We start from the raw sequence: 25,066 nt of genomic DNA, 5'->3' as shown, positions 1-25,066 counted from the left end.
CGGTTGGAGCCGCGGTCGATCAGGCGAGGCCGCGCTGGTGGCGGGTCCGCTCCAGCACCTCCCACCGGCGCAGGTTGTGCCGCGCGTCGGCGAGGGCGTCGTGGGCGTTGGCGGGAGCGGCGGGCAGCCGGGGCTTGCCCAGGTCGTCCCAGCGCTGCCGCAGGTCCCGGGTGAACTTCGGGATGGCCGGGGGCAGCGCGGGCATCGCGCCCCAGAGCTGGGCCAGCGCCACGTGGTCGTAGGCGGCGTACCAGGCCCACAGCTCGATGCCCTCGTCGCCGTGCGAGGTCAGGAAGTCCAGCAGGGCGTCGCGGATCGCGGCGCGGGACAGCCAGCGCTGGTCCGCGGGCGGCGGCAACTGCGGCAGGACGTGGCGCCGGACCCACTGCCCGGCCTTGCCCGCGTCGAACTCGGTGGACACCGCGTAGAACTCGCGGCCGGACTCGTCGACCACCCCGATCGACACCAGGTCGATGGTGTACCCGTCCTCGATGAATTCACAGTCGTAGAAGAACCGCACCCGGTCAGGTTAAGCGCCGGTGCGGCGCGCTCCCGGCGCGGGCCGTCAGCCCGCCTTCGCCTCGGGCAGCCGCTCCGGACCACCGGAATCGCCCCAGCCGGCCACCTGCTTGCCCTGCGCGGCCAGGTCGTCCTTGACCTTCGCGGCGTAGACGTCGACGTACTCCTGACCGGACAGCTCCATCAGGGCGTACATGATCTCGTCGGTGATGGAGCGCTCGACGAACCGGTCGCCGGCCATCCCGTCGTAGCGGGAGAAGTCCAGCGGCTCGCCGACCTCGATGACCACCTTGTGCGGCCACCACATCGTGGAGCCGATCGGGTTGACCCGGTCGGTGCCGAACATGGCGATCGGGATGACCGGCACGCCCGACTCCAGCGCCATCCGCGCCACGCCGGTCTTGCCCTTGTAGAGCCTGCCGTCGGGCGAGCGGGTGCCCTCCGGGTAGACGCCGAGCAGCTTGCCCTCGCGGAGCAGCCGGACCCCGGTGTCCAGCGCGGCCTGGGCGGCGGCGCCGCTGGAGCGGTCGATGGGCACCTGGCCGACGCCGGTGAAGAAGAAGCGCTTGAACGCGCCCTTGAGGCCCTTGCCGGTGAAGTACTCGCGCTTGGCGAGGAAGGTGACCCGGCGCGGCATCATCAGCGGCATGAAGAACGAGTCGGCGACCGCGAGGTGGTTGCTGACCAGGATCGCGCCGCCGTCGGCGGGGACGTGTTCGACGCCGAGGATCTTGGGGCGGCAGAACAGCTTCATGAGGGGACCGAGCAGTAGATGCTTCATCACCCAGTACAGCACTGTGCCGCAGCCTTCCTGACGCGCCGAGTTCCCGGTTCAGCGTACGGAGCCCGGTCAGCAGGCACAATGCGCACCCCGGCGGCGGCGACTCGGGTCGATCGAGTATCCCCGGACGTCGGTCGGCCGTGCGACGATGGAGCGGTGTCCGTGCCGTCGCGGTGGGAGGCCGACGTGTCCCAGGTCCTGTCCGGTGCCGAGCCGCTCGCGCACGACGGCCCGACCGAGGTCGGCGTCCTGGTCTGCCACGGCTTCACCAGCACCCCGCAGAGCGTGCGGGCCTGGGCCGAGCACCTGGCCGCGGCGGGGTGCGCGGTGCGCTGCCCGCTGCTGCCCGGGCACGGCACCCGCTGGCAGGACCTCAACGGCACCGGCTGGCACGACTGGTACCGGGCCGCCGAGCGGGAGCTGCTGGCGCTGCGCGAGCGCTGCCGGTCGGTGTTCGTGTTCGGGCAGTCGATGGGCGGCACGCTCGCGCTGCGGCTGGCCCAGCGGCACCCGGACATCGCCGGCCTGGTGCTGGTGAACCCGTCGGTGACGACCCGGCGGACCGGGGCGGCGCTGCTGCCCCTGCTGGCCCGACCCCCGCTGTCCTGGGTGGTGCCGTCGCTGCCCGGGGTGGCCGGCGACATCGCGGCGCCGGGCGTCCGGGAGCTGGCCTACGACCGGATGCCGCTGCGCGCGATGGCCAGCCTGCGGCGCCTCTGGTCGGTCGTGCGCGCGGAGCTCGGGGAAGTGCGCCAGCCGCTCGTGCTGTACCGGTCGGCGGTCGACCACGTCGTCGAACCGGTCAACGCCGAACTGGTGCTCGCCGGGGTGCGCAGCGCGGACGTCACCTCGTACGTGCTGGAAGACAGCTTCCACGTCGCGACCCTGGACCACGACGCGCCCGCGCTGTTCGCCGGTAGCGTCGAGTTCATCCACCGCATCCACCACGAACGGGCCGAGGAACCGGCATGAGCACGCGCCACGACAACGCCGATGGGCCGGAGGACATCGACGCGGCCTTCGCCGAGATCGTCGCCGGTCTGGAACGCGATTCGACGTTCGGCTCCTGGCCGCGCGAGGACGAGCCGCGGCGGACCGAGGAGGACGACGCCGCGCGCCCCGAACCGGCGCCCGCGCCGGAACCGGCGAGCGGGCCCCGGGACTGGACGCCGGAGGTGGACGAGGCGGACGAGCACTACGTCCCGCCCGAACCACCGCCGCTGCCGAAGCCGGGGTGGGGCACCGTGGCCGGAGTGGCGGTGGTGTGCCTCGGGGTGGTCCTGCTGGCGCTGCCGGCGTTGGTCGGCCCCAGCACGCTGCCGATCGGGCTGGTGCTGATCAGCGCGGGGATCGGCTGGCTGCTGCTGCGCATCCGCAACCGCCCGGGGCCCGACGCCGACGACGAGGACGGCGGCGCCCAGGTCTGAGCTCCCGCGCGCCTCAGCGGTCCCCGCGTTCCGCCGCGCCCCTCCTGCCGCACCCGACGCCGGTCACCGCGGCGACACCCCCGCGCCCGGCATCCCCGCGCCCGGCGGCCACGTGCTCCCGCGCCAGCGTCGCGGCACCGACCACGGTGGCCTCCGCGCCGAACGCGGCCAGCGCCACCCGGGCCACGGGCCGGTGCCCGCTGCCGGTGACCGCGTCGGCGTAGTGCTGCTCGGCGCGGTCCAGGAACAGGTGCGCCGAGCCCGAGACACCGCCGCCGATGACCACGACCTCCGGGTCGTAGACGTCGGCGACCAGGGCCAGGCCCTCCCCCAGCCAGCGCGCCAGATCCTCGAACGCCCAGCGCGCGACGGGGTCACCGGCCTCGGCGGCCCGGGCGACGTCGAGGCCGGTGAGGGCGGTGCGGTCGACCTCGGCCAGCGCGGTCGCGGCGCCCGGGTCGGCCGCCAGGCGCTCCAGCGCGGTCCGGGCCAGCGCGGTCCCGCTGCAGTAGCGCTCCCAGCAGCCGCGCTTGCCGCACGAGCAGGGCCGGCCGCCCGGCACCACCCGCAGGTGGCCGAGCTCGGGGGCGACGCCGTGGGCGCCCCGGAACACCTCGCCGTCGAGCACGGTGGCCGCGCCGATGCCGGTGCCGATGGCGACCAGGGTGGCGGTCCGGGCGCCGGTGGCCGCGCCGAAGCGCTGCTCGGCGATGCCCGCGGCGTTCGCGTCGTGCTCCAGCACCACCGGCACGCCCAGCCGCGCGGCGAGCTCGTCGGCGACCGCCACGTGCCGCCACGCCAGGTGCGGGGCGAAGCGCACCACCCGCCGGTCCTCGCTGACGAATCCGGCCACGGCCAGACCGACCGCGGCGACCGGGTACCGCTCGCACAGCGCGCGCACCGTGGTCGCGATCGCCTCGTTGAGCTCGTGGGCGGTCGGCGGGGTCGCGGCCCGCTCGGTGTCCAGCACGCCGCCGTTCGGGTCGACCACCGAGGCCCGCACGCTGGTCCCGCCGACGTCCACCCCGACGGTCAGCACTGCGCCGCGACGCCCTCGTCACGCAGCACCGGCCCGCCGACGCGGCGCACGTCGATCCGCTGCACGTCCGGTTCCGCGCTCTCCTCCGCCGGTTCCGGACCGGGGTCGGCGACGTGCTCGGCGAGTGCTTCGCGCAGCGCCCGCACGATGCCGACGAGCTGCTCGGTCATCGCCGACGGCGACTGCCCGCGCAGCAGCGACACCGCCGCGCACACCGGGCACCAGCCGCAACCGTCCGGCTGCGCGTCGAGGTCCCGGCAGGCGCGCAGGTAGCCCTCGGCGCGCTCGGCCAGCGCGTCGAGCAGCAGCCGGATCTCCGCCACGAGCCGTTCGCGTTCCGCACCCATGTCGTCCACCTCACCGCATCCACAGTTCCGGGTCGGGCTTGAACGCCACGGTGACCCCGTCGTCGCCGGCCTCCGCCGAGACCACCTCGCAGCGGCGCAGCACCGCGGGCAGGGCGATCAGCCGACGCCTGCCGTCGACCGCGATCGCCAGCTCGTCGCCGATCCGGGCCAGGTCGAGTTCGGCGTCGCGGTGCAGCGGCAGCGCGATCTCCAGGCGGTAGACCGCGTCCAGGTCCCGGCCGCCACCGCTGACCCGCAGCTCCGGGGCGGTGCCGCGCGGGGCCAGCGGGTCATCATCACCGTAGAGCTCGGCGCCCAGCGCGGCGAGCGCGGCGGACCCGACCGGTTCGGCGGCGCGGTGCTCGACGAGCCGCAGCGGCAGCTCGGTGCCCTCGCGCACCGAGTCCAGCACCCGCTGCTGCTCGCGGCGGCGGGTGCGCAGCCACTCGGCCGCCGCGCCCCGGGCCGAGCCGGGGTCGGGCACCACCCGGTTGGCTACCAGCCCGTCGACCCGGATCTGCTGCAGCGCCAGGGCGGTGAGCGCGCGCCGGGTCTCGGCGGCGACCACCGCCTCGGGGGTGAGCACCAGGCGCGCGCTGGTGGTCTCGGCGGTGAGCAGGTCGCGGAGCCCGGTGAGCCGTTCGGCGAGCCTGCCGAGCGCGTCGGCGGCGGCGTCCCAGCGACCCACCTGGTCGCTGCCCGCCAGCCCGGCGAGCAGGCCGCGGACCGCGCGGCGGTGCGCCGGGAACAGCCGTTCCAGGTAGCCGGCCGCGGATTCGGGCAGCGCGAGCAGCCGCAGCGTCTCGGCGGTCGGACCGCAGTCGACGATCACCGCGTCCCACAGCCCGGAGTCGGCCAGCCGGTGCACCTCGGAGAGCGCGAGCAGGTCCTCGACGCCGGGCAGCGCGGTCAGCTCCTCGGCGGCCACCTCGTCCACGCCCGCGCCGTGCAGCAGGGTCCGCAGGTGGCCGCGCAGCTCCCGCCAGGCGTCGTCGACCAGCGCCCGGGTGTGCACCTCGGCGGCGTGCAGCACGACGCCGTCGGAGACCGCCACCTCGCGGGGCCGGGCGTCCAGCGGCGCACCGAGGGCGTCGGCCAGCGAGTGCGCGGGGTCGGTGGAGACCACGAGCACCTTGCCGCCCCGCGACGCGACGCGCGCGGCGGTGGCGGCGGCGGAGGTGGTCTTGCCGACGCCGCCCTTCCCGGTGAACAGCAGCAGGCGCACGTCGATCAGCGGGTGCCCTCGACGCGGTGCTTGAGCTCCTTGAGCGCGGTATCCATGATCATCTTCTCCGCCTTGCGCTTGAACAGGCCGATCATCGGGATCGCGAGGTCGACGGCGAGGCTGTAGGTGACCTCGGTGTGGCCGCTCGGCAGCGGGTCGAGCCGGTAGCTGCCGCGCTGCGCCTTCTGCACCTGCCCCTCGGTGAGGGTCCAGCTCACCGACAGGCCGTCGGCGGACCACTCGTAGAGGTTGGTGTACTTGTCCTTGACCACCCCGGCGTCGAGCACGAAGTGCACCTTCTCGGCGGCCCCGGTGGCGGTGGTGGCCAGCACCTCGGTCTCCGTCACCGCCTCCGCCCACTCCGGATACGCGGCGAAGTCCGCGATGACGGCCATGATCTCCGACGCGGGCGCCTCGATCTCGATGGACTGGGTGGACTGATCGACCATGCGCGCAGGCTACCGCCTGGAGCGGCCGAAGCAGCAGGTGGCGGGCCCGGTTGTCGCCACGTTCACCATTCGATCGCGTAGGGGCGGCCGGTGCGCTTGAAGTGCCCCACGTTGACGCATTCGGTCCGGCCCAGGCGGACCCGGGGAGCCAGCGGCTGGTGCACGTGGCCGAACAGCGCCCAGCGCGGCCGATCGGCCCGGATGCGCCGGACCAGCCCCCGCGAACCGCGCTCGGCGCGCTTGGCGACAACGTCGAAGACCAGCTCGGGCACGGCGGGCGGGACGTGGCTGCACAGCACGTCCACCGGCGGCAGCCCGGCCAGCTCGGCGTCGAACTCGTCCTCCGGCCGCAGGTGCGGGACCCACGCCGAGCTCCCGCGCACCACCGTCCCGGCGGGCACCACCGAACCGCCGACGAACCCGAAGCGCAGCCCGCCGATCTCGGCGGTGCCGCCGTCCACCAGGTGCAGCCCCTCCCGGGCGAACTCCGGCCACAGCCGGGGCGCGTCCACGTTGCCCGGGATCGCGTAGGTCGGGGCGGTCATCGAACCGAACAGCTCGGCGTACTGCTCCCGGATCGCCTCGTCGACGACCGCGCCCGGGTCGGACAAGGTCGCCCACAGCGAGCGCGCATAGGCGCCCAGCTCCGGACCGCGCCGGGTGCGCCGCAGCTCGGCGAAGCGGGCGACCTTCTCGGCGCCGAAGATCCGACCCAGGATGCCCGCGCCGTGGTCGTGGTAGTCCACGAAGTCGATCAGATCGCCGAGCACCAGGAGCGCGTCGGCCCCGTCCCCGGCGCGCTTGAGGTCCTCGACGTTGCCGTGGACGTCCGACACGACATGGACGCGCAAACGACACCTCCTCTCCCGCAGCGGGTCGACGTCCGTCGAACGTAGCGCCGAACCGGCCCCGCACGCACGGCCCGGCGGGTGTGGCGCCCACGACCGCCGGTGCGCCGCTCGCCCGCGACCGGTTCCCGAAGGGCTACCCTGCGCTCGGTCGATCCGGCGATCGGCCCCCGGACGCGCACCGCCGGCCGGTGCGGCGGATGATCGCGGTGCGGAAATGGGGACTACCGCCGGGTAACCATCGGCGTTAGGTTGTGCCCCACGAACGGCCTGTTTCGGAGGTTTCGACGTTGCGAGAGTTCAGCGCACCCGCCACGGTCTCGGTGGCCGAGGACGAGAATCTCACCGACATGGTGTGGGCGAACGCCGAGCGCTTCGGGAGCGCCGTGAGCTTCCGGCGGCGGGTGGAAGGGACCTGGGTCGACGTCACGGCCGCCGAGTTCGCCACCCAGGTGCTCTCCGTCGCCAAGGGACTGATCGCCGCGGGCTTGCAACCGGGCGACCGGATCGGCCTGATGTCGCGGACCCGCTACGAGTGGACCCTGCTGGACTTCGCCATCTGGTCGGCCGGGTGCGCCAGCGTGCCCATCTACGAGACCTCCGCATCCGACCAGCTCGAGTGGATCCTCTCCGACTCCGGGGCCCGCGCCATCGTCGTCGAGACCGCCGGGCACCGCGCCGAAGTCGACTCGGTCCGCGGCAAGCTCCCCGAGGTGGCCCACCTCTGGCAGATCGAGGACACCGAGCGGCGGGGCGCGATCGACGAGCTGATCGCGCTGGGCGCCGACGTCACCGACGAGGACGTGCACGAGCGCCGCGGGCAGGTGGGCGCCGACGACCTCGCGACGCTGATCTACACCTCCGGCACCACCGGCCGCCCCAAGGGCTGCGTGCTCACCCACCGCAACCTGCTCGCCGAGGTCCGCGCCGACCTCGACGCGTTCCCACAGCTCCTGCGCGCGGGCAACTCGATGCTCATGTTCCTGCCGATGGCGCACGTGCTGGCCCGCGCGATCACCGTCGCCTCGGTGTACTCGCGGATCACCCTCGGCCACACCCCGGACATCAAGGACCTGGTCAACGACCTGTCCTCGTTCCGGCCCACGTTCGTGCTCGCGGTCCCCCGGGTGTTCGAGAAGGTCTACAACACCGCCAAGCAGAAGGCGCACGGCAGCGGCAAGGGGAAGATCTTCGACGCCGCCGAGGAGACCGCCGTGGCCTACAGCAAGGCGCAGGACGGCGACGGCCCCGGGCTCGGCCTCAAGGCCAAGCACTTCGTCTTCGACAAGCTCGTCTACGGCAAGCTGCGCGCCGCGCTGGGCGGGCGCTGCATCGCCGCGGTCTCCGGCGGTGCGCCGCTGGGCGACCGGCTGGCGCACTTCTTCCGCGGCGTCGGCGTACCGGTGCTGGAGGGCTACGGCCTCACCGAGACCACCGCGGCCGCGGCGGTCAACGTCGAGGGCGGCTTCAAGATCGGCACCGTGGGCAAGCCGATCGCGGGCACCTCGGTGCGCATCGCCGAGGACGGCGAGGTGCTGCTCAAGGGCGACGTCGTCTTCCGCGAGTACTGGAACAACCCCGCCGCCACCGCCGACTCCCTGGAGGACGGCTGGTTCCACACCGGGGACCTGGGCACCCTGGACGACGAGGGCTTCCTGCGGATCACCGGCCGCAAGAAGGAGATCATCGTCACCGCGGGCGGCAAGAACGTCGCCCCGGCGGCGCTGGAGGACGCGCTGCGGGCGCACCCGCTGATCAGCCAGTGCATGGTGGTCGGCGACCAGAAGCCGTTCATCGGCGCGCTGATCACCCTCGACCCGGAATTCCTGCCGTCCTGGCTGAGCAACCGCGGTCGCCCCGCCGACACCCCGACCGCCGAGCTGGTCGACGACCCGGACCTGCGCGCCGAGGTGCAGCAGGCCGTCGACGAGGCCAACGCGGCGGTCTCCCGCGCGGAGCGGATCAAGCAGTTCCGGATCCTCGCCGACGACTTCACCGAGGCAACCGGCGAGCTGACCCCGAGCATGAAGCTCAAGCGCGGCAAGGTCGCCGAGAACCACAAGCAGGACATCGAGGCCATCTACTCCTGAGCGGCCGTTCCTCGACGAAGGTCCACGGCGAGAGCGCGCCGGTCTTCCGTAGCGGCGAGACCGGCTCGCACTGCGGCAGGTGCGCGACGCCGGGGTGCTGGCCGCACGCGGAGGCGCACCCGCCCGAACACCGCGCAGGGCGCCTCCGCCGCAGGTGCACCGGTCCTGCGCTCCGGGGCTCGTCCCACGTTCCCCGGTGGGGATGCCCCGGTTCCTGCGCCGCGAGCACGGCCGCCAGCAGGCCGGGGAAGCGCTGTTCCAGGTCGGCGATCCCCACCCCGGGGCGCTGCATCGAGGAGTGGGAGCTGGACGGCTGAGCCCGAACCCGGGCGGCATCGGCAGTGGCGAGAAAAAACCGGGCGGCGGGTCCGAGGTGGACCCACCGCCCGGTTCGCCGTTCGTCGGGATCAGCCGGCGACGCGGCGGATCTCGGTGACGTTGCCGATGTCCTGGTAGCCGTCCACCTTGACGACGTCGCCCGGCTGCGGGGCGTGCACCGCCTGGCCGCCGCCGATGTACATGGAGACGTGGCTGACCGGGCTGTAGTAGAAGATCAGGTCGCCCGGCTTGAGCTGGCTGGCCGACACCGACTTGCCCTGGTTCACCTGGGTCTTGGTGGAGCCGCCGAGCGACACCCCGGCCTGCTGGTAGGCCCAGTACATCAGCCCGGAGCAGTCGAAGGTGCTGGGCCCCTTGGCGCCGTAGACGTACGACGAGCCCTGCTTGCTCAGCGCGGCGTTGACCGCGGTGACCGCGGCGCCGGAACCGCCGATGAAGCCGGCGTCGGTGGAACCCCCGCCGGTCAGGGACTCCTGGTCCTCGGCGCTGAGCTCGGAGTAGCGCTCCTCGGCGCGCTCGACCTGCTCCTCCATCTCCGCGGTCTTCTTGCGGAGCTCGTCGGCGATGCGCGCCGCGTCGCGCTCGGCCTGGGCGGCCCGGTTGCGGGCGTCCTGGGCGCGGCGCTCGGCCGACTCGGCCTGCTCGGTGGCCGCGGCCAACCGGCTGATCGCCTCGTTGTTGTCCTTGGCCAGCACGTCGAGCGCCGACGCGCGGTCCAGGAAGTCGTTGGGCGATTCGCTGACCAGCAGCGCGGACAGCTTGTTCAGCCGCGCGCCCTGGTAGGAGGCGCTGGTGAGCTGGTCGACCTGGCCGCGGAACCGCTCCTCCTCCGCGCGCGCCTGGTCGGCGATCTGCTCGGCCTGGATGGTTTCGGCGTTGGCGCGATCCAGCTCGGCCCGCTTGGCCGCGTGGTCGTCCTCCGCCTTCTTCTTCTCCTCGGTGAGCTTCTCCGCCTCGTGGTGGAGATCGCGCGCCTGCTGGGCGGCTTCGGAGGCGGTGTCGGGAAGCGGGGGGTCCGCGAGAGCCGGCGCGGTGGTCATGCCCACGGCTGCGGCGACCACACTCGCGGTCAGGGCTCCCCGCAGAGAGCGCTTGAGTCCTTGCGACGCCACGTCGCGCATGCTCCTTCGTCTGCTCGACCACCTGCCGGAACGACGAGCGTGCGGCCGGACATCCGCGGACCCAGGAGGCCCGACCGGTCGCGGCGCACCGCAGGCGCCCCGGTTCGGCTCCCCGACAAGCCGATTCGGCGGTGACCCGCGGAGCCGTCCGGGACTGGACCGCTGATCGCCGCGAGGTCCTGGTCAGGTTACGAAAGGTGAGGCGCGACGTCCAGAAGCGGGGGAAGAATGGTGTGCACATTCGCACAAGACCCCTAACGGAGGAGAGCCGTGCGCTCACCGTGATCGACCAGGAGAAGCCCTCACCTGGAACGACGAGCACCTCCTCACCCGTCCCGGTCGGCCTGACGCGTCGCGATCACCGATCATGAAATCGATCACGATCCGGGCGAAACGCCCGCACCGCCCGCACTACACCCGACCGAGCCGGTCCAGCAGCAGCGCCGAGGCGACCCCGTAGGCACCGCGCCTGCGGACCGATGTGGCCACCGCCCGGTCCGAGGTCGCGACCACGAGCTGACGCCCCCTCGGCTCCGCGGCCACCAGATCGCGGATCACGTCGTCGGCCTGCACCCCGGGGTCGCTGAACAGCACCCGGACCCCGCGCGGGCCCGCGGCGGGCACGGCGAGCACGTCGGCGCCGTCGAAGACGACCGTCACCTCCGCCCCGGTGCGCGCCGCCAGCGCGGCGAGCTGGTGCGACAACCGGTCGCGCTGGTCGGCCAGCGGCAGTTCCGGGTAGCCGGTCTTGGTCACGTTGTAGCCGTCGACGATGAGGTGCACCGCGGGCAGCGACAGCAGCCGGTCCAGGGTCGCGACGTCGGGCACTTCGTCGGTGGCCCCGGAATGCATCCGGACCCGGCCGACCACGTCGGCGGGGCGCGGGCCGCTGCCGCTCGCACCCAGTTCGCGGCGCAGACCGCCCACCGCGCCCTCCAAGGTGTCCAGCAGCAGCGCCAACCGCACCTCGTCGCCCTGCCGCGCCTCGCGGGCCGACTGCCGCGCCACGTCCGCGTCGGCCACCGCGCGCTCGGCCCGGCGGCGCTGTTCCGCCGCCCGGGCGCGCTCCCGGTCGCGCTCCGCGCCGATCTCGGCCACCGCGGACTCGGCGTCGCCGCGCACCCGCTCCAGCTCGGCCCGCGCGTGCTCGGCGGCGTCCTTGGCCTCCTTGAGCCGGACGCCCTGCTCCCGCAACCGCTTGCGCAGCTTGTCGGCGTCGGCCCCGCTCTCCGCGCCGACCCGCTCGACCGCGTCCCGGGCCTCGGCCAGCTCCGCGCGCAACCGGCGCGCGTCCGCCGCCGAGCGCTCGGCGCGCGCCACCGCCGAATCCCGCGCCGCCCGCATCCGGCCGTGCTCGGTGCGCAGCGCCACCAGCTCCACGCAGTGCGCGGCCACCGGGGCGCCCAGCAGCATCCCCGCGGCGGCCACCGCGACCGGGTCGGCGGCCTCCAGCGCGAGCGCCTCGGGCCGGTGGTGGGTGCACCAGTCCAGCACCGCGGCGCGAAACACCGACGACTCCCCCAGCGCCTCGACCAGCGCCGCTTCGCCGAGCTTGGCGCGCTTGGCCGGGGCGAACCGCATCACCGGCCGGACCTGCGCGGGCACGTCGGAGGCCCGCGCGTCGTCCAGCGACGCCGCGGCCAGTTCGGCGAGCCGCGAGCGCACCGGGCCGGGCAGCTCGTCCCACCCGGGCAGCCCGGGGCCGGTCTGCTGTGCACTGTCCACAGCAGAGCCTTCCGGCGGTGGGGCGGGGTCCGGTCCCGGCGACGGTGGTGCCACCCCCACAGGCTAATGGCCGACCCCCCGGATCCCCGAACGCGCGGCTGGGCCGACCGGCTGTCGGTGCCCCGGCGTACGGTCCCGCCGATGCCCGCGCACGCCCAGCTCTCGTTCGACGAGATCGCCACCGAGGTCGAGACCCCGCTGCACCAGGTCACCTTCGTGGTGGTCGACCTGGAGACGACCGGAGCCGACCGCGCCCAGGACGCCGTCACCGAGATCGGCGCGGTGAAGGTGCGGGGCGGGGCGGTGCTCGGCGAGTTCGCCACGCTCGTCGACCCGGAGCGCGGCATCCCGCCGGCCGTGGTGTCGATCACCGGCATCACCGAGGCGATGGTCCGCGGCGCGCCCCGCTTCGACACCGTGCTCCCGGCGTTCCTGGAGTTCTGCCAGGGCGCCGTGCTGGTCGCCCACAACGCGCCGTTCGATCTCGGGTTCCTGCGCGCCGGTTGCGAACGCCAGGGACTGCGCTGGCCGGCCCCGGCCGTCGTCGACACCGTGCGGCTGGCCCGCCGGGTGCTGACCCGGGACGAGACGCCGAACTGCAAGCTGGGCACGCTCGCCCAGGTGCTCGGCGCCCGGACCACGCCGGTGCACCGGGCGCTGGACGACGCCCGCGCCACCGTCGACGTGCTGCACGCGCTGCTGGAGCGGGTCGGACCGCTGGGCGTGCGGACCCTGGAGGACCTGCTCGCGCACCTGCCCGACGTCTCCCCGCAGCAGCGGCGCAAGCGCGGCCTGGCCGACGCGCTGCCGAACTCCCCCGGCGTGTACCTGTTCCGGGGTCCGCGCGACGAGGTGCTCTACGTGGGCACCGCCACCGACCTGCGCCGCCGGGTGCGCACCTACTTCACCGCGAGCGAGCGGCGCAGCCGGATCAAGGAGATGGTCGGGCTCGCCGAGCGGGTCGACCACGTCGAATGCGCGCACCCGCTGGAGGCGCAGGTCCGGGAGCTCCGGCTGCTGGCCGCGCACCAGCCCCGCTACAACCGCCGCTCGAAGACCCCGCACCGGGCCTGGTGGGTGGTGCTGACCGACGAACCGTTCCCCCGGCTGTCGGTGGTGCGCACGCCGCGGGACGGCGCCCTGGGACCGTTCCGCTCGCACCGGGCCGCCACCGAGGCCGTCGAAGCGCTCCAGGACGCCACCTCGGTGCGCCGCTGCACCGAACGCATCTCCGCCCGCGCCCCGTCCGGCCGACCGTGCGCGCTGCACGAGCTGGGCCGCTGCGGCGCGCCGTGCGCGGGACTGGTCGGCGCCGCCGAGTACGAACCGGAGGTGATCGCCGTCCGGGACGTGGTGCGCGGCCGGGACGACGGCCCGCTGGAGAAGCTGCGGTCCGAACTGGACCGGCTGTCGGCCGCGCACCGGTTCGAGGACGCCGCCGCGCGGCGCGACCAGCTCGCGGCGCTGGTGCGCGCGCTGGACCGCGGGCACCGGCTCAGCTCCCTGACCCGCATCCCGGAACTGGTCGCCGCGCGACCCGACGGGGCGCGCGGCTGGCACCTGGCGGTGATCCGGCACGGTCGGCTGGCCGCCGCGGGCACGGCGCGGCGCGGGGTACCGCCGATGCCGGTGGTCGACCTGCTGACCGCCTCGGCCGAGACCGTGCTGCCCGGCGCGGGACCGCTGCACGGGGCCTCCGCCGACGAAGCGGCCGTGCTGCACCGCTGGCTCACCACCGGCGGCACCCGCCTGGTCCGCTGCCGGGCGCCGTGGTCCGAACCGGCCGGCGCGGCGGGCTCCTGGCGGGAGTGGCTGGACAAGGCGGTCGCCGGTCGCGACCCCTACCCGGCCGCGGACTGAGCGGGCGGCGCACCCGCAGCGGTCTCGGAGCGCTCAGGCCGTCATGTTCAGGGCGGCCAGCACCTTCTCCGGGCGCAGCCGCACCACCAGCTCCCCCGGCATGCGGCGGCCGAACTCCTCGGCGCGCTCCGGGCCCATGTAGCGGGCGGCGATCGTGGTCGCGGTGCGCGCCAGCTCGCCGACGTCCTCCGAGGTCTGCGCGGTGCCCTGCACCTGGACGAACCCGTAGGGCGGCGCGGGCAGGTCCACGCACAGCACCAGCCGGGGATCGCGGGCGATGGCCCGACCCTTGGCGGTGTCCTTGCCGGTGTTGAACACCAGCTCGTCGCCTTCGAGCACGAACCACACCGGCGCCACCAGCGGGCGGCCGTCGGAGGCGGTGAACCCGAGCATCCCGGTGCGGGTGCCGTGCGACAGGAAGTCGCGGATCTCGTCATCGGTGATCGAGGTCATGCGGGGGACGGTAGTGCGGTCCGGCGAGGCGGCGCCGGTCGCCGCACCGAACCTCACCCGGAAGCGCCACCCCCGGAAACGCCAGGGCCCGGCACCCCCGCGGGGATGCCGGGCCCTCCCGAACGCTCAGCTCACTCGGTGGCCTGCTGGCCGCCGCCCGCCGGGAGTCCTTCGCGCTCGCCCTGCTCGGCGCGCTCGCGCTCGTCCTCCTCGTGCCGGGCCCGCTCCAGCGCCGCGGTCTCGTCGACCGGGTCCGGGGTGAGCAGGCTGCCCGCGACCGGCTGACCGGCCGCGCCCAGCTTGTTCATCTTCTTCGGCACCGCGGCGCCCTGGTAGGGCAGCGGCTCCGGGTGGCCGTGGTCGTCGACCGGGCCCAGCGGCTGGTGCACCTCGATGAACTCGCCGTGCGGCAGCCGCTTGATGATGCCGGTCTCCACGCCGTGCTCCAGCACCTCCCGGTCCGAGCGCTGCAGGCCCAGGCACAGACGGTAGGTGATGTAGTACGCGATCGGCGGCAGGATCAGCAGACCGATCCGGCCCGCCCACGTCATCGCGTTCAGCGAGATGTCGAACTTGAACGCCACGATGTCGTTGACGCCGGTGATCATCAGCACCATGAAGAAAGTGATCGCCATGGCGCCCAGCGAGGTCCGCACCGGGACGTCGCGCGGCCGCTGCAGCAGGTTGTGGTGCGCGTCGTCCTTGGACAGCTTGCGCTCCAGCATCGGGTAGATCGCCGCGACCGTGAAGATCAGGCCCATGAACAGCACCGTCGGGAAGAACGGCGCCGGGATGGTGAACGGTCCGAGGTAGACCTCCCAGGCCGGCCACAACCGGCTGGAACCGTCCGTCCAGATCATGTACCAGTCCGGCTGGGACGCCGCGGACACCTGCGAGGCCAGGTACGGCCCGAGGTTCCAGATCGGGTTGATCTGGAAGACACCGGCCATCACCGCGCAGACACCGGTCACGATGGCGAAGAAGCCACCGGCCTTGACCGCGAACACCGGCATGATGCGGACGCCGACGACGTTGCTCTCGGTGCGCCGCACGCCCGGGAACTGGGTGTGCTTCTGGTACCAGACCAGTGCCAGGTGCACGGCCACCAGCCCGAGGATCAGGCCGGGCAGCAGGAACACGTGGAACATGTAGAAGCGCGGGATCAGCTCGGTGCCGGGGAACTCCGACCCGAACAGGATCCAGTGCACCCAGGTGCCGACCACCGGGATCGACATGGTGATGCCCGAGGCGATCCGGACACCGGTGCCGGACAGCAGGTCGTCCGGCAGCGAGTAGCCGGTGAAGCCCTCGAACATGCCCAGCACGAACAGCGCGATGCCGATCGTCCAGTTCGTCTCGCGCGGGCGCCGGAACGCACCGGTGAAGAAGATCCGGAACATGTGCGCCACCATCGACGCCATGAACAGCAGCGCCGCCCAGTGGTGGAGCTGGCGGGCGAACAGACCGCCGCGCACCTCGAAGGAGATGTTCAGCGAGCTCTCGAACGCCTTGGACATCTCCACACCGCGCAGGTTGGTGTAGACGCCCTGGTACTCGACCTCGGCCATCGACGGGTCGAAGAAGAACGCCAGGTAGGTGCCCGTGACGATGAGCAGGATGAACGTGTAGAGGGCGATCTCGCCGAGCAGGAACGACCAGTGGTTCGGGAAGACCTTGTTGAGCTGCCTGCGCATGCCCGGGGCCATCCGGAACCGGCTGTCGAGCTCGTTCGCCGCGTGCGCCGCCTTGCGGTACGCCGCGCTCTCCGGCTTCGTGGGCGTCGTGATCGAACTCATGAGTTGCGCTCCCAGTAGGCCGGGCCGACGGGTTCGACGAAGTCGCCCCGGGCCACGAAGTAACCGTCCTCGTCGACCGTGATCGGCAGCTGCGGCAGCGCACGGGTCGCGGGACCGAACACCGGCTTGGCGTAGGTGTTCACCACGTCGAACTGCGACTGGTGGCACGGGCACAGGAGGCGGCCGGTCTGCTGCTCGAACAGCGAGGTCGGGCAGCCGAGGTGGGTGCAGATCTTCGAGTAGGCGTAGAAGTCGCCGTAGTGGAAGTTCTCCTGCCCCTCCCGCTTGATCGGCGCGCTGCCCGGGCGGAGCCGGATCAGCATGACCGGGGCGTCGCCCTTGCGCATCGAGGAGATCAGCTCGTGCTCGTCCTCGCGCATCGACTCCCGGAACGGGAAGACGGTCTCGAAGCCGCCCGCGTCGATGTCCTCCGGCCGGACCAGGGACACGTCGTGCGGGTTGCCGGTGTCGCGGCGCAGGTAGGTCTTCTCGCCGTTGACCCGCATCCAGCCGGTGTGCAGCAGCGACTCCGGGCCTTCCTCGGCCCACGGGTTGCGGACCATGCCGCCCAGGGCGAACACCCCGGCACCGATGCCGAACGCACCGGCCCCGAAGCCGGCCGTCCGCTTGATCATCGACCGGCGGGCGATGCCGCTGCGGCTGCCCGCGTCGGCCAGCAGGGCCGCGGTGGTCTGCTTGTCGACCTCCGAGGAGCCCTCGGTCGGGCCGTGGCCGTCGTGCCGCTGCTGGACCGCGACCTCGTGCGGGATGAACTTCTTCTGGTACAGCACCACGCCGATGCCGACGGCGAGGATGGACAGGCCCAGGAAGAACCCGATCAGCGGGTTGTACATCGAGTAGATGAAGTGCGCCCGCTCGTCGGCCAGCGGGTCCTGGTACTCCCACGGCCAGAACAGGAAGACCGCGATGAAGGCCAGCGCGGACAGCCCGGCGAGCACGAACCAGCCGGCGACCATGCGCTCGGCCCGGCGCTCGGCGCGGGTGCCCTTGACCGGCCAGTTGTCCCGGTACTCGACCAGCTCGACGTCGTCGAGGGCCAGCCCGAGCCGGGCCTTCTCGTCCCGGCTCATCTCGGCCAGTTCGGCCTCGGTGTAGTCCTGGTTGTTGTGCTCGCTCATGCCCTGGCTCCGATCCACAGGGTGAGGCCGATCAGCGCGCCGAGCCCGACGACCCACGCGACGACGGTCTCGGGGCCGGGACCATACCCACCCAGATCGTTGCCGCCCGGGTTGTTGTTGCCGTCGGTCACCGACTTGACGTAGGCGATGATGTCTTCCTTCTCGTCCGGCGTGAGCTGCCGGTCGGAGAACTTCGGCATGTTCTGCGGGCCGGTGAGCATCGCCTCGTAGATGTGCCGCTCGGTGGCCGGATCCAGGTCCGGCGCGTACTTGCCGGAGGACATCGCGATGCCCCGGCCGGTGAAGTTGTGGCAGGAGGCGCAGTTCAGGCGGAACAGCTCGCCGCCGCGCGCCGGGTCGTCGCCGCGCAGCGCCTCGCCGGTCTTCTCCGGCGACTCCGGTCCACCGCCGTAGGTGTGCACGTACGCCGAGAGGGCGTCGATCTCCTCGGGGTCGAACTTCGGGGGCTTGCGCGGCGCCTGGGCCTCCTGGCGGACCATCGGCATCCGACCGGTGGACACCTGGAAGTGCACCGCGGCCTCGCCGACGCCGACCAGGCTCGGGCCCCGGGCCTCGACGCCCTGCAGGTTCGAGCCGTGGCAGGAGATGCAGGCGTTGTTGTAGAGCTGCTCGCCCTGCCTGATCAGCGCCGGATCTCCGTTCGCGTGCGCGGTCTGCGGCTCAGGCGTCACCACGGTGTACAGCCCGCCGGCCCCCACCAGGGCGATGCCCAGCGCCAGTACTCCGGAGACCCGCCGCTTGAACTTGGAGCCCGCGCGGTTCCGATGCTTCTTGGTGGTCATGAGTGCGGCAACCCTTGCTGTCTGGTTCGGGAGGTTCGGTCACGGCCTCGCGTGCGGAGCACCGATCACGGGACGAGGTAGATCACGGCGAACAGGCCGATCCACACGATGTCGACGAAGTGCCAGTAGTACGACACGACGATCGCGGCGATGGCCTGGGACGGCGTGAACTTGCTCATCTTCGTCCGCATGATCAGGAAGATGAAGGCGATCAGCCCACCGATGACGTGCAACCCGTGGAAGCCGGTCGTCATGAAGAAGACCGTGCCGTAGGCGGAGGACGCGATGGTGGTCCCGCTGGCGACGAGCTCGACGTACTCGTAGGCCTGACCGAAGACGAAGATCGTGCCCATGACCAGCGTCAGGGTGTACCACCTGCGCAGGCCGTAGACGTCACCTCGCTCTGCCGCGAAGACACCCCACTGGCAGGTGAACGAGGACGCCACCAGGATCACCGTGAAGGGCAGGGCCCAGGCGAGGTTGAGATGGGTGGGCGGCGGCGGCCACGGCCCCTCGTTCTGCGCCTTCACCGTGAAGAACATGGCGAAGAGCCCAGCGAAGAACATCAGCTCGCTGGCCAACCAAACGATGGTGCCGACGCTGACCATGTTCGGGCGGTTCAGCGAATGCACGCGTTGACTGATTGAGGGCGCTGCCGTTGTCACGCGACGCATTATGTCTCGCGTGTTTTCAGCTCGCGCCCTCGGGTCCTGACCTCTACCGCAGGGTGATCAGATTGCTTCCTGGAGGTAACACACTGTGAAAGGTATCCGCTCCTTCTGGGCGAACCGACTCGCCGCCGTGCGCGCCCGGAAGCAGCCCGTGATCAGCCCGGACGATCCCGACCTCGCGGTGGTCGCCCGGTCCTTCGACGAGACCGAGGCCGCCTCCGCCGCGCTGGCCCGCGCGGCGGACTGGCGACCCGAGCTGCCTGCGGTGCTGCGCCACCACCTGGTGCTGCCGACCGCCGCCGAGGACGCCGTGCGGCCCGTCCTGGCCGCCGACGGCTGGGAGCTGCGCGCGGGCGGCGCGGCGTCCGAGCGCACCGCGGCCGACGGCGCCGGCTTCGTGGCGCTGCGGGTGCAGCGGCTCGATGCGTTGCATTGCTCACAGGAGGCGTCCCGGATGGCCGGGCTGGCGCAGCGGCACGGCGGCACCGCCCTCGGCTGGGACGCGCTGCAACCACCGGCGCGGTGACCGGATCGGCCGGGCGACTACTGCTCAGGCGCCCGCGGCCGATAGCATCCGGGTGTTCGCCCCGCGGCTGTCCCGCGCGCGCCGACCAGCGAGGAGCACGTGATGAGCACTTCCACCGCCACCGTTCTCGTGTTCAGCCACCGCCCGGAGGTGCGGGAGGCGATCATCACGGCCGTCGGGCGGCGCCCCGCGCCCGACCTGGGCCGGGTGCACTACGTCGAGGCCGCCACCGTGGCCGAGGTGATCAGCTCGGTCGACCGGGGTGAACCCGACCTGGTGATCCTCGACGGCGAGGCCCAGCCGACCGGTGGCATGGGCGTGTCGCGGCAGCTCAAGAACGAGATCGCCGACTGCCCCCCGATCGTGGTCTCGGTGCGCCGCAAGGACGACCGATGGCTCGCGACCTGGTCGCAGGCCGACGCGGTCCTGGTCCACCCGCTCGACCCGCTCGCCGCGGCCGAGACGGTGGCCGAGGTGCTGCGTTCGGCGGGCAAGTCGGTCGTTCCGGCGTAGCGCGCTGCGCCGCCCCACCGCGGACGGGTGCCGCGGTCCGGATTTTCACTGGAGCGGGAACATCGTGGGAACCATGTCGGGTAGTTGGTCAGCACTCCTCGGAAGCCTGGTCGCGGGCGACGACCTCTCCGCCGAGGACACCGCGTGGGCGATGGACCTGGTGATGACCGGTGAGGCGACCCCCGCCCGGGTGGCCTCGTTCCTGGTGGCGCTGCGCGCCAAGGGCGAGACGCCCGCCGAGGTGCGCGGGATGGCCGACGCCATGCTCGCCCACTCGCGGCGGCTGGAGGTCGACCGGCGCGCCGTCGACATCGTCGGCACCGGGGGCGACCGCACCGGAAGCGTGAACATCTCCACGATGGCGTCCGTGGTGGTCGCCGCCGCCGGTGTCCCGGTGGTCAAGCACGGCAACCGGGCCGCCAGCTCGAAGTGCGGCACCGCCGACGTCCTCGAGGCGCTCGGGGTGGCCATCGACCTGCAGCCCGAGGGCGTGGCGCGCTGCGTCGAGGAGCTGGGCATCGGGTTCTGCTTCGCGTCGGTCTTCCACCCGGCGATGCGGTTCGCGGCGGCGCCGCGGCGCGAGATCGGCATCCCGACCGCGTTCAACGTCCTCGGCCCGCTGACCAACCCGGCGCGCCCCTCGGCCGGCCTGATCGGGTGCGCCGATCAGCGGATGGCCCCGGTGATGGCGCAGGTCTTCGCCGACCGCGGCGCCTCGGTGCTGCTGGTGCGCGGTGACGACGGGATGGACGAGCTCACCACCACCGACGACTCGACCGTCTGGGTGGTGCGCGACGGCACCGTCCACGCCGAACGGGTCGAGCTGGCGCGCCTCGGCATCCCGCGCGGTGCGCCCGCCGACCTCCAGGGCGGCGACGCCGAGGTCAACGCGGCGGTCGTGCGCACCCTCGTCAGCGGCGCCCCGGGGCCGGTGCGCGACGCGGTGCTGCTCAACGCGGCGGGCGCCCTGGCCGCCCACGACGGCGCCGAGGACGACCTGCACGCCCAACTGGCCGTCAACCTCCAGCGGGCGGCCGACACCATCGACTCCGGCGCCGCGGCCGACCTCCTCACCCGCTGGGCCACCCGCTCCACCCGGCTCCGCGAAGGGGCCTGACCGCCCTCGGGCCCGCGCGACACCACCCGTCCGTTCCACGAGTGAGGGGCACCTTCATCCGGCTTACTCGGATGAAAGCGCCCCTCACCTCCGAAGAGTTCACCCGTGCGGACAGGTGACGATCGCTCCAGCGGGTGAACGGTCACTTCGGAACGGCTGCGGTCGCGGGTGCACCCGGGGCGGCGGGACATCGGCTCGGCGCGCGGTCCCTACTCCTCTTCCAGGCCCAGGGAGAAGGTCGCCTCGGTGTCCTTCCGGGAGTACGACCGGAACGCGATGTGGGTGTCGGTGTCGACCACGCCGGTCACCTTGTTGATCCGGCCCGGCACGATCTCGGCCAGGTCCTCGTGCCGCGAGACCCGCAGCAGCGCGATCAGGTCCACGTCACCGGCGCAGGAGTAGACCTCGTCCACGCCCTCGAGGTCGGCGATCTCCTGGGCTGCCTCGGCGAGCCGGTCGGCGGTGGTCTGGATCAGCACGATCGCGGTGATCACGGGCTAACCTCCTGCTGCGGGAACGGGTCGGGAACCGCCGACGGCCCCCGAGCCGCGGAGGACTCGGGGGCCGTCGATCAGCACGTCAGTGGTGGTCCGGGCCGGTGTGGTACTCGAACACCAGGCCGGCGACCGTGATCAGCACCGCGCCGATCGCCATCACGATCATCCACACGTGGAAGAACGCGAGGGCGACGCCGGCGAACGCGGACGCCGCCGCCACGCCGACCGGCCAGTAGCTGCCGGGGCTGAAGAAGCCCAGCTCACCGGCGCCATCGCTGATCTCGGCGTCCGGGTTGTCCTCCGGCCGCTGCTCGATGCGCCGCGCGACGAACGAGAAGTAGCTCCCGATCAGCAGCGAGAGGCCGCCGACCAGGATCAGCGCCACGGTGCCCACCGGCTCCTTGGCCCAGAACCCGTACACGATCGCGGACGCGAAGAAGAAGATGGTGATGATGTTGAAGATCTTGGCTTCGACCTTCATGGAGTCCTCGCTCTCACGCCGTACGCCCTGTCGAGGGCACCCCTACTTGCGGTTGATGACCGCTCACGACGGCACTCCGCCCGTGCGGTCGGTGTTGAACGGAACACCGGTCACCGCGTGCGGGGTGCACAGCTCGCCGCAGTTCATCTCCTCCAGCGCCTCGGCCGCCGTGTAGGGCTGCCCGGTCCGCTGGTTGATCTGCGTCCGGAGCTGCATGTACCGGTCGAACTTGTCCGGGGACAGCGCGCGGATCTCGAAGTTCATCATCGCGTGGTAGGTCCCGCACAGCTCGGCGCAGCGGCCGACGAACGAGCCCTCCTGGTCGATGGTGTTGGCGAAGACGTTGTCCTGGTTGTTCTTGTCCGGGTGCGGGAAGGTGTCCCGCTTGAAGTGGAACTCCGGCACGAAGAACGAGTGGATGACGTCGGTCGAGCTGAGCGTGTACTCGATGCTCTGGCCGGTCGGCAGGACCAGCAGCGGGATCTCGTCGCTGCTGCCGATGGTGCGCACCGGCTGTCCGTCCGGCGTGCGGTACTCGGGGTAGTTGAACTCCCAGTTCCACTGGAACGAGACGACGTTCACCCGCTGGTCCGGGTTGGCCGGTTTGGCGAGCACGTAGTTCTGCGTCACCGCCGTGAAGTAGAACAGCACGACGACGAGCAGGAACGGCACCGCCGTGTACACCAGCTCCAACGGCACGTTGTACTGGAACTGCCTCGGCAGGTCCTCGCTCTTCTTGCGGTGGAAGGCGACCGACCAGAAGATCAGCCCCCACACCAGCACACCGACCACGAGCGCTGCGATCACGGACCAGGTCCAGAGCTGGCGCATCGAATCGGCCTGCGGGGTGACACCCTCCGGCCAGCCGAACCGCAAGACCTCATCGGCCGTGCAGCCCGTGGCCGCGACACCAACCAGGCCGATCAGCCCAGCGACTTTGACCAGCCGTGGCACTCGGGTCCCCTCCTTCAGGCCCACTGCGCGACGCCTCCTCGTGCAAAAACCTCACCGTTGCGGCTTCGCGGGCGGCTGTCCGGGACAACCGCCCTGCCGCCGGAATCCTCCGGGGAGCCTAGCCCAGATGTAGCCGCGATACTGCTTCGGGGTGGACCTTGCGATCGATCGTCGTGGAGACGGCTCCGCGATCAGCCGAACCACCCGGACGGGGCCCCGCGCGTGCACGCCCCGTGGGCGGGCGCGGCATACTGGGAATGCCCGACGAGGGTTGAGCAAGACACCGCCGACTCGAGAGGTGCCCGGACGCGTGTGCGGCCTGCTTGGACTGATCTGTCCCACTGAAGAGAACGCCGGCTATGCCGTTAACGCCGTGGCCAACGCGCTGCCGTGTCAACGCCACCGGGGCCCGGACGAGAGCGACACCTGGCACGGCGGTCACGCCGTCTTCGGCTTCAACCGGTTGTCGATCATCGACCTGGAGCACTCGCACCAGCCGCTGACCTGGGGGACGCCGCAGAACCCCGGTCGGTACACGATCATCTTCAACGGCGAGATCTACAACTACCTGGAGCTGCGCGCCGAGCTCGTCGAGCAGTACGGCGCGCAGTTCAACACCGACGGCGACACCGAGGTGATCGTCGCCGCCTACCACTACCTCGGCACCTCGATGGTGGGCCGGCTGCGCGGCATGTTCGCGTTCCTGATCTGGGACGACGAGCGCAAGGTGATCTTCGGCGCCCGCGACCCGTTCGGCATCAAGCCGCTGTTCTACGCCGCGGGACCGGGCGGGGTGGCCTTCGCCAGCGAGAAGAAGAGCCTGCTGAGCCTGGCCAGCACGCTGCGCGTCGACGAGGAGATCGACCACAAGGCGTTCCAGCACTACCTGGTGATGCAGTACGTGCCGGAGCCGGAGACGCTGCACCGCCGGATCCGCCGGATCGAGTCGGGCACCTCCTTCACCGTGTCCCCCGGCGGGCAGGTCGTGACGGAGCGCTACTTCCAGCCGAACTTCCGGTCCCGGCCGGCCAGCACCGACGCCGAAGCCAAGCGGTTGCACGACCAGATCGTCGACGTGATGCGCGACTCGGTCGCCAAGCACATGCGCGCCGACGTCACCGTCGGCTCGTTCCTGTCCGGCGGCATCGACTCGACGGCCATCGCGGCGCTGGCCAAGGAGCACAACCCGAACCTGGTCACCTTCACCACCGGGTTCGAGCGGCAGGGCTACTCCGAGGTGGACGTGGCCGCCGAGTCGGCGGCGGCGATCGGCGTGAAGCACGTGGTCCGCACCGTCTCCGCCGAGGAGATGATGGAGACCCTGCCGCTGATCGTCTGGTACCTCGACGACCCGGTCGCCGACCCGGCGCTGGTCCCGCTCTGGTTCATCGCCCGCGAGGCCCGCCAGCACGTCAAGGTGGTGCTCTCCGGCGAAGGCGCCGACGAGCTGTTCGGCGGCTACACGATCTACCGCGAGCCGCTGTCCCTCGCCCCGTTCGAGAAGGTGCCGGGCGCGCTGCGCAAGGCGATGGGCCGGGTCTCGACCGCCATCCCGGAGGGCGTGCGCGGCAAGGACCTGCTGCGGCGGGGCGCGCTGTCGCTGGAGGACCGCTACTACGGCAACGCCCGGATCTTCCGCGACGACCAGCTCCGCGAGGTGATGACCGGCTTCGACCCGGGCGTGTCGCACCGGGACATCACCGGCCCGGCCTACCGGCAGTCGGAGGGTTGGGACCCGGTGACCCGGATGCAGCACGTCGACCTGTTCACCTGGCTGCGCGGCGACATCCTGGTCAAGGCCGACAAGGTCACCATGGCCAACTCGCTGGAGCTGCGGGTCCCGTTCCTGGACTCGGAGGTCTTCCGGGTCGCCAGCGGCATCCCGCTGGACCAGAAGATCACCCGCGAGACCACCAAGTACGCGCTGCGGCAGGCGCTGCGGCAGGTCGTCCCGGCGCACGTGCTCGACCGCCGCAAGCTGGGCTTCCCGGTGCCGATCCGGCACTGGCTGCGCGACGAGATGCACGACTGGGCGCGCAACATCATCCAGCAGTCGCAGACCGACCACCTGATCAACCGGACGGCCGTGCTGCAGCTGCTGGAGGAGCACCGCTCGGGCGTGCTGGACCACAGCCGCCGGCTGTGGGCGCTGCTGGTGTTCATGCTCTGGCACGGCATCTTCATCGAGGGGCGGCTGTCCCCCGAGGTCCCCGAGCCGCACTACCCGGTCCGGCTCTGAGCGATCCGGTGGTGCGGGGAGCCCCCGCACCACCGCGGGTCCGACGCGCGCCCAGCCGCACCGGACGGCGCCGCGCGACCGGCGACCGCAGCGGGCAACACGCCCGT

The 25,066-nt window shown here is 72.3% G+C and carries 25 protein-coding genes; 8 read left to right on the top strand and 17 right to left on the bottom strand.

Going from position 1 to position 25,066, the window contains the following annotated elements; genetic code table 11:
- Positions 1 to 19: 19 nt before the first annotated feature.
- Positions 20 to 520, bottom strand: a complete 501-nt coding sequence (locus ACQP0T_RS08150) for a polyadenylate-specific 3'-exoribonuclease AS (protein WP_433872012.1) — start codon at positions 518 to 520, stop codon at positions 20 to 22.
- Between the two features lie 45 nt (positions 521 to 565).
- Positions 566 to 1,315: a lysophospholipid acyltransferase family protein gene (locus tag ACQP0T_RS08145; protein WP_345365187.1), complete on the bottom strand. Its 750-nt coding sequence runs from the start codon at positions 1,313 to 1,315 to the stop codon at positions 566 to 568.
- A gap of 141 nt (positions 1,316 to 1,456) precedes the next feature.
- Here ACQP0T_RS08145 and ACQP0T_RS08140 point away from each other — a divergent pair, with 141 nt between their 5' ends.
- Positions 1,457 to 2,272 (top strand): alpha/beta hydrolase, encoded by an 816-nt coding sequence (locus ACQP0T_RS08140; protein ID WP_433872011.1) that lies wholly within the window; start codon positions 1,457 to 1,459, stop codon positions 2,270 to 2,272.
- Positions 2,269 to 2,727, top strand: a complete 459-nt coding sequence (locus ACQP0T_RS08135) for a DUF308 domain-containing protein (RefSeq protein ID WP_433872010.1) — start codon at positions 2,269 to 2,271, stop codon at positions 2,725 to 2,727. The genes ACQP0T_RS08140 and ACQP0T_RS08135 overlap by 4 nt, the downstream gene beginning before the upstream one ends.
- A gap of 13 nt (positions 2,728 to 2,740) precedes the next feature.
- Here ACQP0T_RS08135 and ACQP0T_RS08130 read toward each other — a convergent pair whose 3' ends face one another.
- The 5 genes from ACQP0T_RS08130 to ACQP0T_RS08110 form a co-directional block, all read right to left on the bottom strand.
- Positions 2,741 to 3,766, bottom strand: a complete 1,026-nt coding sequence (locus ACQP0T_RS08130) for an ROK family protein (RefSeq protein ID WP_433872009.1) — start codon at positions 3,764 to 3,766, stop codon at positions 2,741 to 2,743.
- The gene (locus ACQP0T_RS08125) at positions 3,760 to 4,113 is read right to left on the bottom strand and encodes a hypothetical protein (RefSeq protein ID WP_433872008.1); all 354 of its coding nucleotides are present in this window, start codon (positions 4,111 to 4,113) and stop codon (positions 3,760 to 3,762) included. The genes ACQP0T_RS08130 and ACQP0T_RS08125 overlap by 7 nt, the downstream gene beginning before the upstream one ends.
- Positions 4,114 to 4,123: 10 nt before the next feature.
- The gene (locus tag ACQP0T_RS08120; RefSeq protein ID WP_433872007.1) at positions 4,124 to 5,338 is read right to left on the bottom strand and encodes an ArsA family ATPase; all 1,215 of its coding nucleotides are present in this window, start codon (positions 5,336 to 5,338) and stop codon (positions 4,124 to 4,126) included.
- 5 nt (positions 5,339 to 5,343) lie between these two features.
- Positions 5,344 to 5,787 (bottom strand): SRPBCC family protein, encoded by a 444-nt coding sequence (locus ACQP0T_RS08115; protein ID WP_433872006.1) that lies wholly within the window; start codon positions 5,785 to 5,787, stop codon positions 5,344 to 5,346.
- A 62-nt stretch (positions 5,788 to 5,849) separates the two neighbouring features.
- A complete protein-coding gene (locus tag ACQP0T_RS08110; RefSeq protein WP_433872005.1) occupies positions 5,850 to 6,638 on the bottom strand; it encodes a metallophosphoesterase family protein in 789 nt (262 codons plus the stop codon).
- 287 nt (positions 6,639 to 6,925) lie between these two features.
- On the opposite strand from ACQP0T_RS08110, the gene ACQP0T_RS08105 reads away from it, so the two are divergent.
- Positions 6,926 to 8,725 carry an AMP-dependent synthetase/ligase gene (locus ACQP0T_RS08105; protein WP_433872004.1) on the top strand — a complete coding sequence of 600 codons (1,800 nt, stop codon included), beginning with the start codon at positions 6,926 to 6,928 and terminating at the stop codon, positions 8,723 to 8,725.
- 407 nt (positions 8,726 to 9,132) lie between these two features.
- On the opposite strand, the gene ACQP0T_RS08100 is transcribed toward ACQP0T_RS08105, so the two are convergent.
- Together ACQP0T_RS08100 and ACQP0T_RS08095 are read right to left on the bottom strand one after the other, a co-directional pair.
- Positions 9,133 to 10,104 (bottom strand): NlpC/P60 family protein, encoded by a 972-nt coding sequence (locus ACQP0T_RS08100; protein ID WP_433872003.1) that lies wholly within the window; start codon positions 10,102 to 10,104, stop codon positions 9,133 to 9,135.
- A gap of 492 nt (positions 10,105 to 10,596) precedes the next feature.
- On the bottom strand, positions 10,597 to 11,910 hold the full coding sequence (locus tag ACQP0T_RS08095) for an NYN domain-containing protein (RefSeq protein ID WP_433872002.1): 1,314 nt from the start codon (positions 11,908 to 11,910) through the stop codon (positions 10,597 to 10,599).
- Positions 11,911 to 12,051: 141 nt separating this feature from the next.
- On the opposite strand from ACQP0T_RS08095, the gene ACQP0T_RS08090 reads away from it, so the two are divergent.
- Complete coding sequence (locus ACQP0T_RS08090) at positions 12,052 to 13,770, top strand: DEDD exonuclease domain-containing protein (RefSeq protein ID WP_433872001.1); 1,719 nt, start codon at positions 12,052 to 12,054, stop codon at positions 13,768 to 13,770.
- Positions 13,771 to 13,803: 33 nt separating this feature from the next.
- On the opposite strand, the gene ACQP0T_RS08085 is transcribed toward ACQP0T_RS08090, so the two are convergent.
- From ACQP0T_RS08085 to ctaE, 5 genes are all read right to left on the bottom strand, one after another.
- Positions 13,804 to 14,223, bottom strand: coding sequence for a PPOX class F420-dependent oxidoreductase (locus ACQP0T_RS08085; RefSeq protein ID WP_433872000.1), 420 nt, complete (start codon positions 14,221 to 14,223; stop codon positions 13,804 to 13,806).
- A 131-nt stretch (positions 14,224 to 14,354) separates the two neighbouring features.
- Positions 14,355 to 16,019 carry a cytochrome bc1 complex cytochrome b subunit gene (gene qcrB / locus ACQP0T_RS08080; RefSeq protein ID WP_345365158.1) on the bottom strand — a complete coding sequence of 555 codons (1,665 nt, stop codon included), beginning with the start codon at positions 16,017 to 16,019 and terminating at the stop codon, positions 14,355 to 14,357.
- Positions 16,016 to 17,158, bottom strand: coding sequence for a cytochrome bc1 complex Rieske iron-sulfur subunit (gene qcrA, locus ACQP0T_RS08075; protein ID WP_345365156.1), 1,143 nt, complete (start codon positions 17,156 to 17,158; stop codon positions 16,016 to 16,018). Before qcrA ends, qcrB begins: the two co-directional genes overlap by 4 nt.
- On the bottom strand, positions 17,155 to 17,961 hold the full coding sequence (qcrC, locus tag ACQP0T_RS08070; RefSeq protein ID WP_433871999.1) for a cytochrome bc1 complex diheme cytochrome c subunit: 807 nt from the start codon (positions 17,959 to 17,961) through the stop codon (positions 17,155 to 17,157). The genes qcrA and qcrC overlap by 4 nt, the downstream gene beginning before the upstream one ends.
- Positions 17,962 to 18,026: 65 nt before the next feature.
- Positions 18,027 to 18,635, bottom strand: a complete 609-nt coding sequence (ctaE, locus tag ACQP0T_RS08065) for an aa3-type cytochrome oxidase subunit III (protein WP_433871998.1) — start codon at positions 18,633 to 18,635, stop codon at positions 18,027 to 18,029.
- Positions 18,636 to 18,762: 127 nt separating this feature from the next.
- Here ctaE and ACQP0T_RS08060 point away from each other — a divergent pair, with 127 nt between their 5' ends.
- From ACQP0T_RS08060 to trpD, 3 genes are all read left to right on the top strand, one after another.
- Complete coding sequence (locus ACQP0T_RS08060) at positions 18,763 to 19,158, top strand: hypothetical protein (RefSeq protein WP_433871997.1); 396 nt, start codon at positions 18,763 to 18,765, stop codon at positions 19,156 to 19,158.
- Positions 19,159 to 19,260: 102 nt separating this feature from the next.
- Positions 19,261 to 19,671 (top strand): hypothetical protein, encoded by a 411-nt coding sequence (locus tag ACQP0T_RS08055; protein WP_433871996.1) that lies wholly within the window; start codon positions 19,261 to 19,263, stop codon positions 19,669 to 19,671.
- A 73-nt stretch (positions 19,672 to 19,744) separates the two neighbouring features.
- Complete coding sequence (gene trpD, locus ACQP0T_RS08050; RefSeq protein ID WP_433871995.1) at positions 19,745 to 20,788, top strand: anthranilate phosphoribosyltransferase; 1,044 nt, start codon at positions 19,745 to 19,747, stop codon at positions 20,786 to 20,788.
- Between the two features lie 209 nt (positions 20,789 to 20,997).
- Here trpD and ACQP0T_RS08045 read toward each other — a convergent pair whose 3' ends face one another.
- The 3 genes from ACQP0T_RS08045 to ctaC form a co-directional block, all read right to left on the bottom strand.
- Positions 20,998 to 21,282 carry an Lrp/AsnC family transcriptional regulator gene (locus ACQP0T_RS08045; protein WP_345365144.1) on the bottom strand — a complete coding sequence of 95 codons (285 nt, stop codon included), beginning with the start codon at positions 21,280 to 21,282 and terminating at the stop codon, positions 20,998 to 21,000.
- Positions 21,283 to 21,367: 85 nt separating this feature from the next.
- Positions 21,368 to 21,766 (bottom strand): cytochrome c oxidase subunit 4, encoded by a 399-nt coding sequence (locus ACQP0T_RS08040; RefSeq protein ID WP_345365142.1) that lies wholly within the window; start codon positions 21,764 to 21,766, stop codon positions 21,368 to 21,370.
- Positions 21,767 to 21,829: 63 nt separating this feature from the next.
- Positions 21,830 to 22,744: an aa3-type cytochrome oxidase subunit II gene (gene ctaC / locus ACQP0T_RS08035; protein WP_433871994.1), complete on the bottom strand. Its 915-nt coding sequence runs from the start codon at positions 22,742 to 22,744 to the stop codon at positions 21,830 to 21,832.
- Positions 22,745 to 23,030: 286 nt separating this feature from the next.
- Here ctaC and asnB point away from each other — a divergent pair, with 286 nt between their 5' ends.
- Positions 23,031 to 24,959 carry an asparagine synthase (glutamine-hydrolyzing) gene (gene asnB, locus ACQP0T_RS08030; protein ID WP_433873624.1) on the top strand — a complete coding sequence of 643 codons (1,929 nt, stop codon included), beginning with the start codon at positions 23,031 to 23,033 and terminating at the stop codon, positions 24,957 to 24,959.
- The last annotated feature ends 107 nt before the right edge of the window (positions 24,960 to 25,066 follow it).

It is taken from the genome of Saccharopolyspora sp. CA-218241, from assembly GCF_050954615.1.
GTDB classification, from domain to species: domain Bacteria; phylum Actinomycetota; class Actinomycetes; order Mycobacteriales; family Pseudonocardiaceae; genus Saccharopolyspora; species Saccharopolyspora cebuensis.
Note: the sequence above shows the minus strand (reverse complement) of the source record. Positions and strands in the feature narration are given on the sequence as shown.